Below are 15,417 nucleotides of genomic sequence, written 5' to 3'. Positions count from 1 at the left end.
AAATAGCCTACTCTTGAATACCTGCTGCCAGATGTTTGAAAGCTGAATCGATACAGACTTCCTCACAACAAGAACCAGGAGACATACCATGCGTTACGCTCATCCCGGTACCGAAGGCGCCATCGTCAACTTCAAGGAACGCTACGGTAACTACATCGGTGGCGAGTTCGTTGCCCCGGTCAAAGGTCAGTATTTCACCAACACCTCGCCCGTCACCGGCAAGGCCATCGCCGAATTCCCCCGCTCAACCGCCGAAGACATCGACAAGGCCCTCGACGCCGCCCACGCAGCCGCCGCAGACTGGGGCTCGACCTCAGTGCAGGCCCGCTCGCTGGTCCTGCTGAAGATCGCCGACCGTATCGAAGCCAATCTGGAAACCCTGGCGATCACCGAAACCTGGGACAACGGCAAGGCGATTCGCGAAACCCTCAACGCCGACATCCCGCTGGCCGCCGACCACTTCCGCTACTTCGCAGGCGTGCTGCGCGCGCAGGAAGGCAGCGCTGCCGAGATCGACGGCAACACCGTGGCCTACCACATTCACGAACCGCTGGGCGTGGTCGGGCAGATCATCCCCTGGAACTTCCCGATCCTGATGGCCGCCTGGAAACTCGCGCCTGCGCTGGCGGCGGGTAACTGCATCGTGCTCAAGCCTGCCGAGCAGACCCCGCTGGGCATCAGCGTGCTGATCGAGTTGATTGGCGACCTGCTGCCGCCCGGCGTACTGAACATCGTGCAGGGTTATGGCCGCGAAGCAGGCGAAGCCCTGGCCAGCAGCAAACGCATTGCCAAGATCGCCTTCACTGGCTCGACCCCGGTCGGCTCGCACATCATGAAGCTGGCGGCGGACAACATCATCCCGTCCACCGTGGAGTTGGGCGGCAAATCGCCGAACATCTTCTTCGAAGACATCATGAGCGCCGAACCGGAGTTCATCGAAAAGGCCGCCGAAGGTCTGGTGCTGGCATTCTTCAATCAGGGCGAAGTCTGCACCTGCCCATCCCGTGCGCTGGTTCAGGAATCGATTTATCCACAGTTCATGGAAGCCGTGATGCGCAAGGTCGAGAAGATCAAGCGCGGCGACCCGCTGGACACCGACACCATGGTCGGCGCTCAGGCCTCCGAGCAACAATTCGACAAGATTCTCTCCTACCTCGACATTGCCAAGGGTGAAGGCGCCGAGCTGCTGACCGGCGGCAAGGTCGAGAAGCTGGAAGGTGATCTGTCCAGCGGCTACTACATCCAGCCGACGCTGCTCAAAGGCAATAACAAAATGCGCGTTTTCCAGGAAGAGATCTTCGGCCCGGTGGTCAGCGTCACGACCTTCAAGGACGAAGCCGAAGCCGTGGCCATCGCCAACGACACCGAGTTCGGCCTGGGCGCAGGCCTCTGGACCCGCGACATCAACCGTGCCTACCGCGTGGGCCGCGCCATCAAGGCCGGTCGGGTCTGGACCAACTGCTACCACCTGTACCCGGCGCATGCGGCGTTCGGCGGCTACAAGAAGTCCGGCGTCGGCCGCGAAACCCACAAGGTCGCGCTTGAGCACTATCAGCAGACCAAAAACCTGCTGGTGAGCTACGACACTCATCCGCTCGGGTTCTTCTGATCATCTGACGTCATGAACGTCCCCCGCTCTGCACTCAGCGTCATGAGTGGTAGAGCGGGCACGTTTTTCGGAGCGTTGGAGCGCATGCCTCCACGTGCGTACGCTGCGTGTGAACACTCACCATACGCACCATCGTCGCGCACTGCCCGATCGACCAATGCCCCGGCATAACGCACGCCCCCTCTGAGTCACCCGCAACAGCCCGCAAACTCGCACTCATCGGCAGGATGGAGTATTAATTGCTTACATCGCTTCCCACAGTCGTTTGAACCGGGACGTCACCGGTTCGACCGAAAGACCACGTCCGACGCGACCAGCGGGACGTCATGGAGAATCTGTATGGCGAGCTTTTCACATTCTGTCGGCGCGCAGACGTACCGCTTCGACAGCCTCAAGGAAGTCATGGCCAAGGCCAGTCCTGCGCGTTCCGGCGACTTTCTGGCCGAAGTGGCCGCGCAGAACGACGGCGAGCGCGTAGCCGCGCAAATGGCGCTGGCGAACATCCCGCTCAAGCATTTTCTTGAAGAGGCGCTGATTCCTTACGAAGACGACGAAGTCACGCGCCTGATCATCGATACCCACGACGCACAGGCTTTCGCGCCCGTCAGCCACCTGACCGTTGGCGGTTTTCGCGACTGGCTGCTCAGCGACCAGGCTGACGAAACCAGCCTGCGAGCGCTGGCTCCCGGCCTGACACCGGAGATGGCCGCCGCTGTCTCGAAGATCATGCGCGTGCAGGATCTGATACTGGTGGCGCAGAAAATCCGTGTCGTCACGCGCTTCCGCAATACCATGGGCCTGCGGGGTCGTCTGTCGACCCGTCTGCAACCCAATCACCCGACCGACGACCCCTCGGGCATCGCAGCCAGCGTGCTGGACGGCCTGCTGTATGGCAACGGCGACGCCATGATCGGCATCAATCCGGCCACTGACAGCACTTCGTCCATCATCGCTCTGCTGGAAATGCTTGACGCCATCGTGCAGCGCTACGAGATCCCGACCCAGTCCTGCGTGCTGACCCACGTCACGACCTCCATTGAAGTGATCAACCGGGGTGTGCCCGTGGATCTGGTGTTTCAGTCGATCACCGGCACCGAAGCCGCCAACGCCAGTTTTGGCATCAATTTGCAGTTGTTGCAGGAAGGTTACGAGGCCGGTTTGAGCCTAAACCGCGGCACGCTCGGGCAGAACCTGATGTATTTCGAAACCGGACAAGGCAGCGCGTTGTCAGCCAATGCGCACCACGGCGTTGATCAGCAGACCTGCGAAACCCGCGCTTACGCCGTTGCGCGGCATTTCAATCCGTTTCTGGTCAACACCGTGGTCGGCTTCATCGGGCCGGAGTACCTGTACAACGGCAAGCAGATCATTCGCGCCGGGCTCGAAGACCACTTCTGCGGCAAATTGCTGGGCGTGCCGATGGGCTGCGACATCTGCTACACCAACCATGCCGAAGCCGATCAGGACGACATGGACACACTGCTCACGCTGCTGGGCGTCGCCGGGATCAATTTCATCATGGGCATCCCCGGCTCCGACGACATCATGCTCAACTACCAGACCACGTCCTTCCACGACGCGCTGTATGCCCGTCAAAGCCTGGGCCTGCGTCCGGCCCCTGAGTACGAAGCGTGGCTGGAAAAAATGGGCATCTTCACGCAGGCCGATGGCCGCGTGCGTTTCGGCGACAACCTGCCACCCGCCTTTCGGCACGCCCTGGCGCATCTGGCATGAGGGAACCGCCTGTGAATGAACCGCATAACACTGCAGTCGAGCTGGAAGCCACGCCGCCCAATCCCTGGCTGGAACTGCGTCGCCTGACACCCGCGCGCATCGCCCTGGGTCGCACCGGCACCAGCCTGCCGACCGCAGCGCAACTGGACTTTCAATTTGCCCACGCCCAGGCGCGCGATGCCGTGCACCTGGCGTTCGACCCTGCAGGCATCAGCGCCCAACTGGCAGAAAAAGGCCGTGAAACACTGCTGCTCCACAGCGCAGCCGCCGACCGCGACAGCTACCTGCAGCGCCCGGACCTCGGACGACGCCTGAACGAAGACTCCGCCAGCCAGTTGCGCGAATACGCAGCCGCTCACCCGGGCGGACTCGATCTGGCCGTGGTCGTGGCCGATGGCCTGTCAGCGCTGGCCGTGCACCGCCATGCCGTGCCTTTTTTGGCTCGGCTGGAAGAACAGGCCGAAGCTGAAGGCTGGACGCTGTCGCCTGTCATCCTGGTTGAACAGGGCCGCGTTGCCATCGCTGACGAAATCGGTGAATTACTGGGTGCGAAAATGGTGGTCATCCTGATCGGCGAACGGCCGGGACTCAGTTCGCCCGACAGCCTGGGCCTGTACTTCACCTACGCGCCGAAAGTCGGCCTCAACGATGCGCACCGCAACTGCATCTCCAACGTCCGCCTGGAAGGTCTGAGTTACGCAATGGCAGCCCATCGCCTGCTGTATCTGATGCGCGAAGCCTGCCGCCGTCAGGTTTCCGGGGTAAAACTCAAAGACGAGGCCGAACTCAAGACGGTGGAATCGGAGCCCAGCGCCGATACACCGGCCAGACGCACTGGCAATTTCTTGCTCGCAGGCCCCGACGAAGCGCATTAGATTGCGCTTTCTAAAGCCGACAGGCAGCATCGCTGTGACCATCCTGGCGCACTGCATTAGCCCATAATGAAGTTGAGGCACAACCATGCGGATCATAAAAGCCACGCTCGAACACCTGGACCTGCTCTGCCCGATGTTCGTCAAATACCGCGAGTTCTACGGCGAAATGCCTTTCCCGGACTCATCGCGGGACTTTCTCGAAAAACGCCTGCGTCGCAAGGAGTCGGAGATCTACCTGGCGCTGGCCGACGATGACGAAGGCCGCTTGCTCGGGTTCTGCCAGCTCTACCCCAGCTATTCATCGCTGTCGCTCAAGCGCGTATGGATTCTCAACGACATCTATGTCGCCGAAGACGCCCGCAGACAACTGGTCGCCGACCACCTGATGAAGCAGGCCAAGAAAATGGCCAAGGAAACCCAGGCCGTGCGCATGCGGGTATCGACCAGCAGCAACAACGAGGTGGCGCAGAAGGTCTACGAGTCCATCGGTTTCAAGGAAGACACCCAGTTCAAGAACTACGTGCTGCCGATCAATTCAGACCGTTGAGTCTGTTCGCGAGTAACCGGAGTCGCCTGGGGTTGCTCGCGAATATCCCCTCTCGCAACAGTTGTAACATCTCTGTTGAAACCTCACGGCCCGCTGGCCGCAATCTCCTTCTATAATGCCGCGCGTACTGCACAGTCGTTTCTTCCGCATGTGACCCGGCTCAGGGGTCTCGCCTCAGGTGCTTCAATGGAATTCAATCCGCTTGACCTCATCCTGCATCTCGATGTTTATCTCGACCTGCTGGTGACCAACTATGGCACCTGGATCTACGCGATCCTGTTTCTGGTGATCTTCTGCGAAACCGGTCTGGTGATCATGCCGTTCCTGCCGGGCGACTCCTTGTTGTTCATCGCAGGTGCCGTGGCAGCAGGGGGCGGCATGGATCCGGTGCTGCTGGCCGGGCTGCTGATGCTGGCGGCGATACTGGGCGACAGCACCAACTACATCATCGGGCGCACAGCTGGCGAGAAGCTGTTCAGTAACCCGAAATCAAAGATTTTCCGCCGCGACTACCTGCTGCGCACCCAGGTGTTCTATGAGCATCATGGCGGCAAGACTGTCACGCTGGCGCGCTTTCTGCCGATCATCCGCACCTTCGCACCTTTTGTGGCGGGTGTCGGCCGCATGTCCTACCCCCGCTTCGTGGGTTTCAGCGTGCTGGGCTCGGTACTGTGGGTCGGCAGCCTGGTCACCCTGGGCTTTTTCTTTGGCAACGTGCCGTTCATCAAGCAAAACCTGACGTTCCTGGTGCTGGCGATCATTGTGCTGTCGCTGCTGCCCATGATTATTGGCGTAGTTCGCAGCCGCACAGGCCGCTCCGTCGACGCCAGCTGAAACATGTGGTCATTCCGTGCCTGGCGCAGGCAACGAACGCTGGCGAAGAACCCGATTTCCACCGAACTGTGGCAAACCGTTCGCCAGCGCCTGCCTATCCTTGACGGCTTGACCGCCGAGGAGCAAACGCGACTGCGTGACGCCTGCGTGCTGTTTCTGCACGACAAGCACCTGACCACGCTGCCGGGCGTGGAACTGAATGACGAACAGCGGCTGTTCCTGGCGGCACAGGCACAACTGCCGCTGCTCAGCCTCGACGACCTGAACTGGTATCAGGGCTTTCACGAGATCGTGCTCTACCCCGACGACTTCGTCAGTCCGCAGCGTCATCGCGACGCCAGTGGCATCGAACACGAGTGGGACGGCGAACACAGCGGCGAGGCCTGGCTGCAAGGCCCGGTGATTCTGGCCTGGCCGGGTGTGGTCTCAAGCGGTGACTGGGATGCCTACAACCTGGTGATTCATGAACTGGCGCACAAGCTCGACATGCTTAACGGCGACGCCAACGGTCTGCCGCCACTGCACAGCGACATGCGCATCACCGAATGGGCCAGCGTCATGCAAAGCGCCTTCGATGACCTCAACCATCAGATGGACCTGAACCCGGACGCCGAAACCGCCATAGACCCCTACGCCGCGCAGGACCCGGCCGAATTCTTCGCCGTCACCAGCGAATACTTCTTCTGCGCCCCGGACCTGCTGCACGCCAGCTACCCCGCCGTCTACGAGCAGCTTAAAGCCTTCTATCGACAGGACACGCTCGCCCGATTGCAGGCTTTGCAGGAACAGGACCCGGCGTACAAGGCCCATTAAGGGGCTGAACCGCCCAAACCCCACGCGTGGCAACCAAAACAGAATATGCCTATAATCCGGACCACTTTTTGGCGGTTCGCGCCAAAATCTGTCTGGTCAACTACGGGGGCAAAGCCCAATGAGCTACAGCAAGATTCCGGCAGGCAAAGACCTTCCGAACGACATCTACGTCGCGATCGAAATCCCGGCCAACCACGCGCCGATCAAATACGAAATCGACAAAGACTCCGATTGCCTGTTCGTTGATCGTTTCATGGCCACCCCAATGTTCTACCCAGCCAACTACGGCTTCATCCCCAACACCCTGGCGGATGACGGCGACCCCCTCGACGTCCTGGTCGTGACTCCGTACCCGGTTTCCCCAGGTTCGGTCATCCGCGCACGCCCGGTCGGCATCCTGCACATGACCGACGACGGCGGCGGCGATGCCAAAGTCATCGCAGTCCCGCACGACAAGCTGTCCCAGCTGTACGTCGACGTCAAAGAGTACACCGACCTGCCAGCCCTGCTGCTTGAGCAGATCAAGCACTTCTTCGAGAACTACAAGGATCTCGAAAAAGGCAAATGGGTCAAGATCGAAGGCTGGGGCAACGCAGACGCTGCCCGCGCTGAAATCACCAAATCGGTTGCAGCCTTCAAAGGCTGATTGACGGTTTGTTATGTCGAGGCACCTGCGTTGCGGGTGTCTTGGCATAGACCTACGCCCCCTCCGCTCGCCCCCTCCTCCACTCTGCGACAAAATTTTTTCAAAAGCCGCGTTTAAAAATGCGTTTAATCACTCGTCCCCTATAAACATTCCGTGAACACCCGCGTACCCGGCCTAAACGAAATCAACAGCGTTTACCCAAAATCCGGCGATTACGGAACATGCCTACGCAACAATCTCCTCGTCTGTCATACCTCTCGCCGTACACCCCCCGCGATAACGACGACATCAACACCTCGTTCATTTAAACGCCCTGATCACGCCAGTAAACTCGGCCCCATGAATACATCAGGCGATCGACTCCGCATTCTTCTCAAAGAGTGCCACCTCACTGCGACCGATTTTGCAGCCAACCGCAAGATCACACCGCAACACGTCAATAACTGGTTCAAGCGCGGCGTCCCCATGGCGCGTATTGACGAGGTGGCTGAACTATTAACCGTTAACGCACGCTGGCTGCGCACCGGCGAAGGCCCCAAACACCCGACCGATTCCGCCAATGAAAACGACGGCGGAGATACGCGACTGGTCGTCCATCAAGGAAGAAACATGCTGCGTGGAGACGTGGAAATTCAGATCTTCAAGGAAATCGAATCCACCCATGGCGTCAGCAAAACCGTCCTGGCAGAAGCCCCCGGACAAAAAATCCGCCTGCCGTTGCAGGTCCTGCAAACCATGGGGATCGACCCCAAAAACTGCCTGTGCGTCGCCATGGTCGGCAACAGCATGGCCGACAAGATTCAGGACGGCTCGATCCTGGGCGTGGACCGTGAACTGACTCAGGTCATAGACGGGGAGATCTACGCCCTCGAACATGGTGGCATCCTGCGCGTGCGCTACCTCTACCGCTTGCCCAACGGCGGACTGCGCCTGCGCAGCCACAATGACGCCGAATACCCTGACGAAATCTTCAGCGCCGAAGACATCGAGGACGAACGCATAAGGATCCTGGGCTGGATCTTCTGGTGGTCCACGCTCAACAGCCGCCGCAACGCGATGCTGCTGTTCTGACCATGGAATGAAGACACATCAAGGCTGGGCATTGACCGCAAACATCAGTATGCTGTCGGCCATCAAAAGCCTCACCGCCCAGCGGCGATGGCACAGCGCGGCAGATGACCCATCTGCCCAGCTTCCTTATCAGCATTCCTTGCGAATGCACCTGTTGCAGGCGATTGCGGTTTACCAAAAATAGACCAAGATTGCCCACGAGAAGCCGGCCACAAGCCGGCTTTTTAATGCGCTAAGCGTTTGTAAAATAAGAATTTTTTGTTCTGAATTTTACTCAACCCATACTTCAGCCCATACACCAGTGAGCTTTATTTGGGATGGCAAATGTCTGTCGTCCTTGCCGCTGGTGCCTTCCAGCCATAGCAAAACATCCTGTACTAAGTGACCCAAAGGAAAAAGGGTGCGTGTTCCATCTCAACCACAGGCCCTGCATCGCTTCCATCATCAAGGCGCTGGTTACCTGTATGAGGTTCGTTGCGTGCCTGGGTCAGTTTTCAATCAGCGCCAACAACTTACGCTTATTTTCGGTAATATTCGTTAACTCAGGACTGAAGGCTAGGAAATGGATATCACCCCCCTCATTGCGCAGGTCCGAGGCACGCTGCTCTTGTTTATCCCGCTGATGCAACGGATCGGCCTACTAAAATCGCGTTCGGCTGACCGTACCATTCGCTACACCGCCCCCTTCAAGCTCGCCAACCGAGAACCCGACTGCCGCATAGCCTGAGCTTTTTTCGAGAGCGCGACATTTTCCCCTGGACTTTCTTCCGTGCCTGATTATGGAGTTTGCAAATGATTAGCCAATACCTTGAGGGTGCCCTGAGATCCGCCTCAGCGGGCACGATGACTGAGTTGTTCACCTGGGTAATGTTGGCAATCTTTGCCATGGCAATCATCCAAGGCAAAACTGGCAAGCACGGCTTTTTTGTCGAGCATGCACCCGCGGTACTGGTATCGCTGGGCATTCTGGGTACCTTTATAGGTATAGTTATCGGCTTGCTGGACTTCAATGCACACGACATCAAGAGCAGCATTGAGGACCTCCTTGATGGTCTGAAAACCGCATTTATCACAAGCCTGGTCGGCATGACGCTATCAATTGTGCTTAAGGCTTTGGATGCTTGGTGGTTTGAGCCCACGCGCGGGAAGGCAGAGCAGCCTGACTCAGTTACACCTGAGCATATCTACGGCGTGATGAGCCGACAGGAAAAGCTGTTAGAGGCGCTTAATCACTCCCTCGCGGGCAGTGAGGAAGGCTCGGTAGCGGGGCAACTGAAGTTATTGCGGTCAGATATGGGCGACTTCCGGAATGGCTTGGATCGTGGACAGCACGAGTTTCAGGACAAGCTTTTTAAACACTTGGTTCTGTTTAGCGAGATGCTGGCGCAATCTGCCACAGAGACGGTGATCAATGCGCTTCGACAAGTGATTCAGGACTTCAATAAGCACTTGGTGGAGCAGTTTGGCGACAACTTCAAGGCGCTTAATGAGTCTGTCGGCAAGATGGTCGACTGGCAGGAGCAGTACAAGCAGCATGTAGAAGTGTTGGAGGCACGTATCGAAACGGCTGTCCGTGAACTTGAACGTACTGCTACAGCTAATGAGGCTATCAGCCGTTCGTTGACGACCTCTGAACAATCCATTGGCTCAATTGATAGTCACTGCCAGAGCATTCCAGCGGCTATCGGCCAGCTAGAGCCAGTACTGCAGGTCAATCAGCACCAAATTCAGGAACTGCAACGGCATCTGGATGTGTTCATTGCTATGCGCGATAAAGCCACGAGCGCGGTGCCAGAGCTGCAGCAGCATATGGATACTCTTTCTAAGGCGCTCTCAGATGGCATGCAGGGCGTCATATCTACCATGCACGAGGGCTCAATGGAGTTCGGACGCTCGGTTGATCTCACCAATACAGCCTTGACAGAGGCCTCGCATGTGATCAGCAGCCAGACGGAACAGATCAACGAGAATATGAAAGATGCGGCGCAGGAGTTCGGCGCCTCTGTGCGTGGCACCCTAGAAAGCATGCTGAATAATTCGAAGTCACTGGAGCAGCAAATGGGGCTGGCGATCGAGCAGGCGTCTGGCTCATTGACGGAAACATTTAAACAAGCGACCGGTAAGATTCAAGACAGTCTTACATCGACAGTTGATGCCGCGATGAATACGTTGCGCTCAACCGTAGAGGGCAACCTCAGCCAGACTGAATCGCTGATTCAAGGCTCTGCTAACCGCACTATGGGCTCCGTGGAAGCTCAGGTCAGAGAGGCCACCGAGCGCGCGAACGCATCTCTGCAGGCGCAGCTTAATGCTATGGATCAAGCCATCGGGCGTGAGTTAGAGAAAGTCTTCAGGGAAATGGGATCGGCCCTGGCCACTATCTCACGCCGGATTGCTGATGATCATGCAGAACTGGTTAGCAGGATGCGTGCGTAATGAGCTCTCTGGACAATATGTTCCGCAGTCGGCACTCGAAAAAGGAGGATGCCGAGCACTGGATTGGCATTTCCGATCTGATGTCCGGACTAATGATGATGTTCTTGTTCATCGCTGTTGCCTACATGTACTACGTGCAGGTCGAGCGAGAAAACATCAAGGAGATCGCGGTCGCCTATAAGGACACGCAGGTAGCAATATATAACGACCTAAACAATGAGTTTAGGAGTGACCTCCCACGTTGGAATGCGTCGATAGATCGCAACACTCTGCAAGTGACCTTCAACAATCCCGAGGTACTGTTTCGCTCAGGCTCGCCGGAGCTAAGTACACAGTTCCAAGCAATGCTCTCCGACTTCTTTCCACGTTATGTGGCTGTGCTTTCCCGCTACAGGGGGGCGATTGATGAGATTCGTATCGAAGGACATACCAGCAGTGATTGGGGAACGCTGCATGGTGATGAAGCCTATTTTCCGAACATGGCGCTGTCACAGGATCGGACGCGCTCGGTGCTGCAGTACGTACTATCGAAGTTGACATCCGGAGCAGATAGGGACTGGGTCCGTTCGAGCTTTGCGGCAGTGGGTTACTCCTCGTCAAGGCGCCTTGTGGATGCAAGTAGCACCGCTGAAGACGCCGCACGCTCCCGACGCGTTAACTTTCGGGTGATCACTAACTCCGAGCTGCAGATCCGCACAATCATTGAGAGACTCGATGGAAATCAACGTTGATTTTTCCGGGCTATGGGCTCAGGTCAAACGGCTAAATGCGGAGACCGTTGATTTCGATTGGACGGCGGCCGCACAGCTTGACCCTATCGATATCGCGCTGTTGGAGGGGCGCGAGGTTCAGCTCGACGATTTGAATGTCATTAACGGGCTGCTGAGTGTCGATGGGCGTCAGGTGTTGCTGTACATCCCTGACCAATTCTCCCCAGTGGACTTAGTGCAGCTGTCTCCAGATAAAGGTAAGCGTTTCCATGTGGCGGACTGCAAAACGCTGAACGACATGCGCAGCAAAGGACGCTTTGAACGCTACGTGGTTACTAATAATTTGAGCGGGATTTTCCCGATTAGTGGCAAGAGCAGCCGTGGTGTTCGTGAGGAACTGGATTCTCGTCTGCTTGTATGTAAAAACTGCCTAGAAAAGCTCAATTACCAGAATTACTGCCATGAGGGCACACGCTCAACTATCTGGAATGGGTTTGAGATTGGCAAATTCTTTGAAACTTACAGTACGAGCTTTCGCCACCTACCGAGCAGCTTGACGCAGCGTGCTCTCGGGAATGATTACACCAAGGACTGGGCTGAAATTTCTGCGGATGTGAGGGGGCGTTGTGGATTCACTTGCGAGGCATGTGCTGTGAGCCTCACAGAGCATCGTCATTTACTGCACGTTCACCATATCAACGGCGTAAAACAGGATAACAGCACGGTAAACCTTCGCCCCCTCTGTGCTGACTGTCACCGTAAACAGCCGCTGCACGATCACATGTTTATCTCGACTCAAAACATGCAGATACTTAATCGTTTGCGTCGTGAGCAGAGCATCGTTGCTGACGACTGGAAGCAGGCTCTGGCACTAGCCGATCTTGCAGTGCATGGCGGGCTTATGCACGGTCGACACAAAGGTTTTGGGGTTCCTGTGATTGGTTACGAAGTCATGAATGCCCAGAAACTGGTGGTCACAGAGGTTGCGGCTGCGTGGCCCGAGCAGCGTATAGCTATGTATGTTGCCGACGCCCCTGCCATTGAGGGTTGGGCTGTACTAAATCCGATTGAGTTTATTGATAAATATTGAACTGTTGCCGTGATGATTGGATTTTTTGTCGTGGTGTGCACACGGCAACGGAAAGAAATTCATATTGGCGGCGGCGATTGCAGACTCTGACTGCAACACGGTTAGGTGGGGTTTGTGGATCGAATACGCTCTATCACAACATCCTAGACAGAGCTCCTGATCAAGGAGACATGGCTTACTGGGTTAGCCAAATGCAAGCCGGTACATTAAATGACGCCCAGGTGCTGGCGAGCTTTTCGGAATCGAATGAAAATAAAATTGCGCTTACTGGAGCTATCCAAAACGGCATTGAATATCTAGCAGCTTAACCAGACCACGATGCCTGAAACTCTCAGGCATCTTAACCGTAAAAACGATCGCACGCGTCAAAAACTATAGTTTGCAACCATCAAAAACTCACAACGCCTGATATTAGGAATCATTGATAGTGCATATCAACCTGTAGCCCAAGAAGCTTACCTTCAGGGCCATCATCATTTAGCCTCAAAACAATGCTTCCAAATAGCTCTTCTTGTTGCGTTGCAGACAACTCCGGAAGAACCGTATCAATCTGGTCCTCGTTAGCGGTAGCAATATACTGAAACCCATACTCTTTCGACAACTGCATTGCAACCTGAAATAAAACTGCCCGCTGCCTAGGATCAATATCACTAAAAAGACGACTATCGTGCCATACAAAACCAACTTGATGATTGGCACGCAATATGGCAACACTTAGATCATAACAAAACAATTTTACGGCATTAATACCATCCGAGCCATCAGCCTCGATTCTGACATCAAAGTCATACCGTATCTTATTATCACCAGAGTTATTATTTAAAATAACTCCGGCTGGAGCATCTGGGTAAAAACGCTTTGCCAGCCTTGAAAAAACAGATAGCTTATCACGTCGCTCCCCATCGCTCTCATCAAGATAGGCATTAGTCTTCAGATTCTCCTCTGCCAGAAGTTTTTTAACCTGAGCTGCTTCCTCCCGACTTTGATGCAAGAGCTGCTGGTAATCCATTAATTTGTGGAGCTTTGCCTTGATATCGGATAATTGAGCACTCACCGCAGCGTATTGATCGAGCGCTCGTTTATCTGAAAGATAAGATAGCTTCTGGTCTACAATAGTATTCTTTTCTTTGATATCTGCATTCAGCTTGTTCAGCTCGAGATCAATTCGTCGGCGCTCCTGACTGAGTCGGGCAACTCGGTTCGTAATGATACTTTTATGAAAAGCTTCAACCTCAGAAAGCTCCTTTAAAGCTTCTGGCTTGAAGGCACCTAGCAATTCACCATAAACGCCTTTGATAGTCTCCGATGGAATATCAGCTCGAGCCTCTAGGCTTCGCGATATATTCAAAATAGCATTTTCCGCAACGGTTTTTTTATTTTTCAACTCTCTCAGTTCTGCCGAGAGCTGATTAGCACTTTTCTCAATATCGTAATAATCATCAGCAACCGTAAACCTCTCAAGATCCCCCGCAAGCCTGGCGACTTGCTCCTCTAAAAAGCCAGACTGTAGTGATGCATCCTTGTTCCCGGTATAATACTCTTTAATGAATGGATCGGTTTTAAAGTTTTTCTCAAACAACTCGAGTTGAGTTTGCCGCGACCTCAGCTGATATTTTTTCTCGGCCAACGTAACATCAACCCCAAGCAAAAACAGATTTCGAAGCAATATCGTGTACGGTTCTCTATCTGAAGTAGTCACCCTAGGATCATTATAGTCCGACTTAGTACGTCTAATAAAACGAGATATCAAAGACCTGAATGTCAAATGGCCCGAACTCGAAGACTCCGTAAAAATAAATGTGTTTCTAGCCAAAAAATCAGTGAACGCCTTCAACTTAAGAGCTTTGTCACCGACATAAACCTCACCCTGCTTATCTGTGGAGCGCACAATTTGAAGCTGACGGTCGCCCATCATCACTACCAATGTAAACTCCCACCCAGGTAGATATTCTTTAAAGGCTTTATTAGTGCTAGACCCAAGGCAAAAATGAATTATCTCAACAAGAAGAGACTTACCCACGCCATTATAGGACTTAGTATCATCATCATGATGCACCGGGTCTCTACGCGAACCTACAACCAAGGACGCGCCCGACGCATTGAAACGAACACGTTTAAAGCTGGCGGAGTTTGCATACAACTCAATTAAGCGCATACACCGCCCCCTACTTTCTTAAGTTCCAGCTCACCATATTCATTAAGTGTTAAGGCACCTACGGCGAAAAGAACATCAACTGCGAGAATCAAATTATCAAAACTTTGATATGCGGGATATTTATTGGAATCTCTCTCGAAAATCCGCCAGACTTGGTCGATAGTCATCGGCTCTGACAAGGTGGCTAAAACATAAGAACCAAACCCGAGAAGTGACTCAGCAAACGTAATATGTTTAGCTGGCATGAGCATTTTTAGGCTCCTCAAAAATATCGCATGTCTCGAAGTATTTCGACATCAAGACTAAAGCAGCATCCTTTCTAAGCCTATCGACCGAGACCGAACTATGCTGAGGCGCAATTTTATCTAATATATAAACAAAACGCAAATCTCCAGCTGAGTTTCCGGCTGTTGCCGAAGGTATTGCCGCTACACTTTCGGCATAGTAAGCCGCCAGTGCATCTCTTAAAGACTGCTTAGCGAAATTACTATTCTTGGAGTAGTAATCATCTATCTGCCATACCTCAAGCTGCTTCGCCCTTAACCAATGACCATTATAGACCAAATCATTGAAAATAATTTTATCGTCAAAGTCCGGACTAATTAATTTTCCGCACCTACTAAAAGGAGATGGCGTCTCCAAAATATGATTAATTACATCACCTAAAACGGTATAATCCAGGAACTGAGAACTATCAATCTGCGGAACACCGCCGACGATCATAAAAATCATATCCTCATCCAGCTTTATAAACTCATCTTCTAAGGATGCTCCGATCAACTTGCTACGCAGCGGCGGCGAGTCGCAATTTGCCCGGCACCCAGCGCTATTTTCTGAAAATGGCCTGATGCAGCGCGCGTTGAGGGCGTTTCCGCCCGGTTTTCCGTGTTAAACGCG

The 15,417-nt window shown here is 54.6% G+C and carries 16 protein-coding genes; 13 read left to right on the top strand and 3 right to left on the bottom strand.

Annotation, left to right across the window (positions count from 1 at the left end; all coding sequences use genetic code 11):
* Positions 1-88: 88 nt before the first annotated feature.
* From exaC to BUB69_RS29325, 13 genes are all read left to right on the top strand, one after another.
* Positions 89-1,609, top strand: coding sequence for an acetaldehyde dehydrogenase ExaC (gene exaC, locus BUB69_RS16470; RefSeq protein WP_073168622.1), 1,521 nt, complete (start codon positions 89-91; stop codon positions 1,607-1,609).
* A gap of 339 nt (positions 1,610-1,948) precedes the next feature.
* Positions 1,949-3,343 (top strand): ethanolamine ammonia-lyase subunit EutB, encoded by a 1,395-nt coding sequence (locus tag BUB69_RS16465; protein ID WP_073168620.1) that lies wholly within the window; start codon positions 1,949-1,951, stop codon positions 3,341-3,343.
* Positions 3,340-4,218: an ethanolamine ammonia-lyase subunit EutC gene (gene eutC / locus BUB69_RS16460; RefSeq protein ID WP_073168618.1), complete on the top strand. Its 879-nt coding sequence runs from the start codon at positions 3,340-3,342 to the stop codon at positions 4,216-4,218. The genes BUB69_RS16465 and eutC overlap by 4 nt, the downstream gene beginning before the upstream one ends.
* Before the next feature lie 85 nt (positions 4,219-4,303).
* Positions 4,304-4,765, top strand: a complete 462-nt coding sequence (locus BUB69_RS16455; protein WP_073168616.1) for a GNAT family N-acetyltransferase — start codon at positions 4,304-4,306, stop codon at positions 4,763-4,765.
* A gap of 186 nt (positions 4,766-4,951) precedes the next feature.
* On the top strand, positions 4,952-5,599 hold the full coding sequence (locus tag BUB69_RS16450) for a DedA family protein (protein ID WP_073168614.1): 648 nt from the start codon (positions 4,952-4,954) through the stop codon (positions 5,597-5,599).
* 3 nt (positions 5,600-5,602) lie between these two features.
* Complete coding sequence (locus BUB69_RS16445; protein ID WP_073168611.1) at positions 5,603-6,412, top strand: M90 family metallopeptidase; 810 nt, start codon at positions 5,603-5,605, stop codon at positions 6,410-6,412.
* A 118-nt stretch (positions 6,413-6,530) separates the two neighbouring features.
* Complete coding sequence (gene ppa / locus BUB69_RS16440) at positions 6,531-7,058, top strand: inorganic diphosphatase (protein ID WP_024688414.1); 528 nt, start codon at positions 6,531-6,533, stop codon at positions 7,056-7,058.
* Between the two features lie 339 nt (positions 7,059-7,397).
* Positions 7,398-8,129, top strand: coding sequence for a LexA family transcriptional regulator (locus BUB69_RS16435; RefSeq protein WP_073168609.1), 732 nt, complete (start codon positions 7,398-7,400; stop codon positions 8,127-8,129).
* A gap of 562 nt (positions 8,130-8,691) precedes the next feature.
* Positions 8,692-8,856: a hypothetical protein gene (locus BUB69_RS28890; RefSeq protein ID WP_175561758.1), complete on the top strand. Its 165-nt coding sequence runs from the start codon at positions 8,692-8,694 to the stop codon at positions 8,854-8,856.
* A gap of 65 nt (positions 8,857-8,921) precedes the next feature.
* On the top strand, positions 8,922-10,565 hold the full coding sequence (locus BUB69_RS16430; RefSeq protein ID WP_073168607.1) for a coiled-coil domain-containing protein: 1,644 nt from the start codon (positions 8,922-8,924) through the stop codon (positions 10,563-10,565).
* A complete protein-coding gene (locus tag BUB69_RS16425) occupies positions 10,565-11,296 on the top strand; it encodes an OmpA family protein (RefSeq protein WP_084537115.1) in 732 nt (243 codons plus the stop codon). The genes BUB69_RS16430 and BUB69_RS16425 overlap by 1 nt, the downstream gene beginning before the upstream one ends.
* Positions 11,280-12,365: an HNH endonuclease gene (locus BUB69_RS16420; RefSeq protein WP_073168605.1), complete on the top strand. Its 1,086-nt coding sequence runs from the start codon at positions 11,280-11,282 to the stop codon at positions 12,363-12,365. Before BUB69_RS16425 ends, BUB69_RS16420 begins: the two co-directional genes overlap by 17 nt.
* Before the next feature lie 35 nt (positions 12,366-12,400).
* Positions 12,401-12,673: a DUF4214 domain-containing protein gene (locus BUB69_RS29325; RefSeq protein ID WP_281250925.1), complete on the top strand. Its 273-nt coding sequence runs from the start codon at positions 12,401-12,403 to the stop codon at positions 12,671-12,673.
* A 110-nt stretch (positions 12,674-12,783) separates the two neighbouring features.
* Here BUB69_RS29325 and BUB69_RS16410 read toward each other — a convergent pair whose 3' ends face one another.
* From BUB69_RS16410 to BUB69_RS16400, 3 genes are read right to left on the bottom strand one after another with little or no spacing between them, the layout of a single operon-like run.
* Positions 12,784-14,520 (bottom strand): DUF2326 domain-containing protein, encoded by a 1,737-nt coding sequence (locus tag BUB69_RS16410; RefSeq protein WP_073168601.1) that lies wholly within the window; start codon positions 14,518-14,520, stop codon positions 12,784-12,786.
* On the bottom strand, positions 14,511-14,771 hold the full coding sequence (locus BUB69_RS16405; RefSeq protein WP_073168599.1) for an ABC-three component system middle component 6: 261 nt from the start codon (positions 14,769-14,771) through the stop codon (positions 14,511-14,513). The genes BUB69_RS16410 and BUB69_RS16405 overlap by 10 nt, the downstream gene beginning before the upstream one ends.
* Positions 14,755-15,252 (bottom strand): ABC-three component system protein, encoded by a 498-nt coding sequence (locus BUB69_RS16400; protein ID WP_073168596.1) that lies wholly within the window; start codon positions 15,250-15,252, stop codon positions 14,755-14,757. Before BUB69_RS16400 ends, BUB69_RS16405 begins: the two co-directional genes overlap by 17 nt.
* Positions 15,253-15,417 lie beyond the last annotated feature (165 nt).

This window comes from Pseudomonas asturiensis, assembly GCF_900143095.1.
Classification (GTDB): Bacteria; Pseudomonadota; Gammaproteobacteria; order Pseudomonadales; family Pseudomonadaceae; genus Aquipseudomonas; species Aquipseudomonas asturiensis.
The sequence above is the reverse complement of the archived record's forward strand: the minus strand, read 5'-3'. Positions and strand labels throughout refer to the sequence as shown.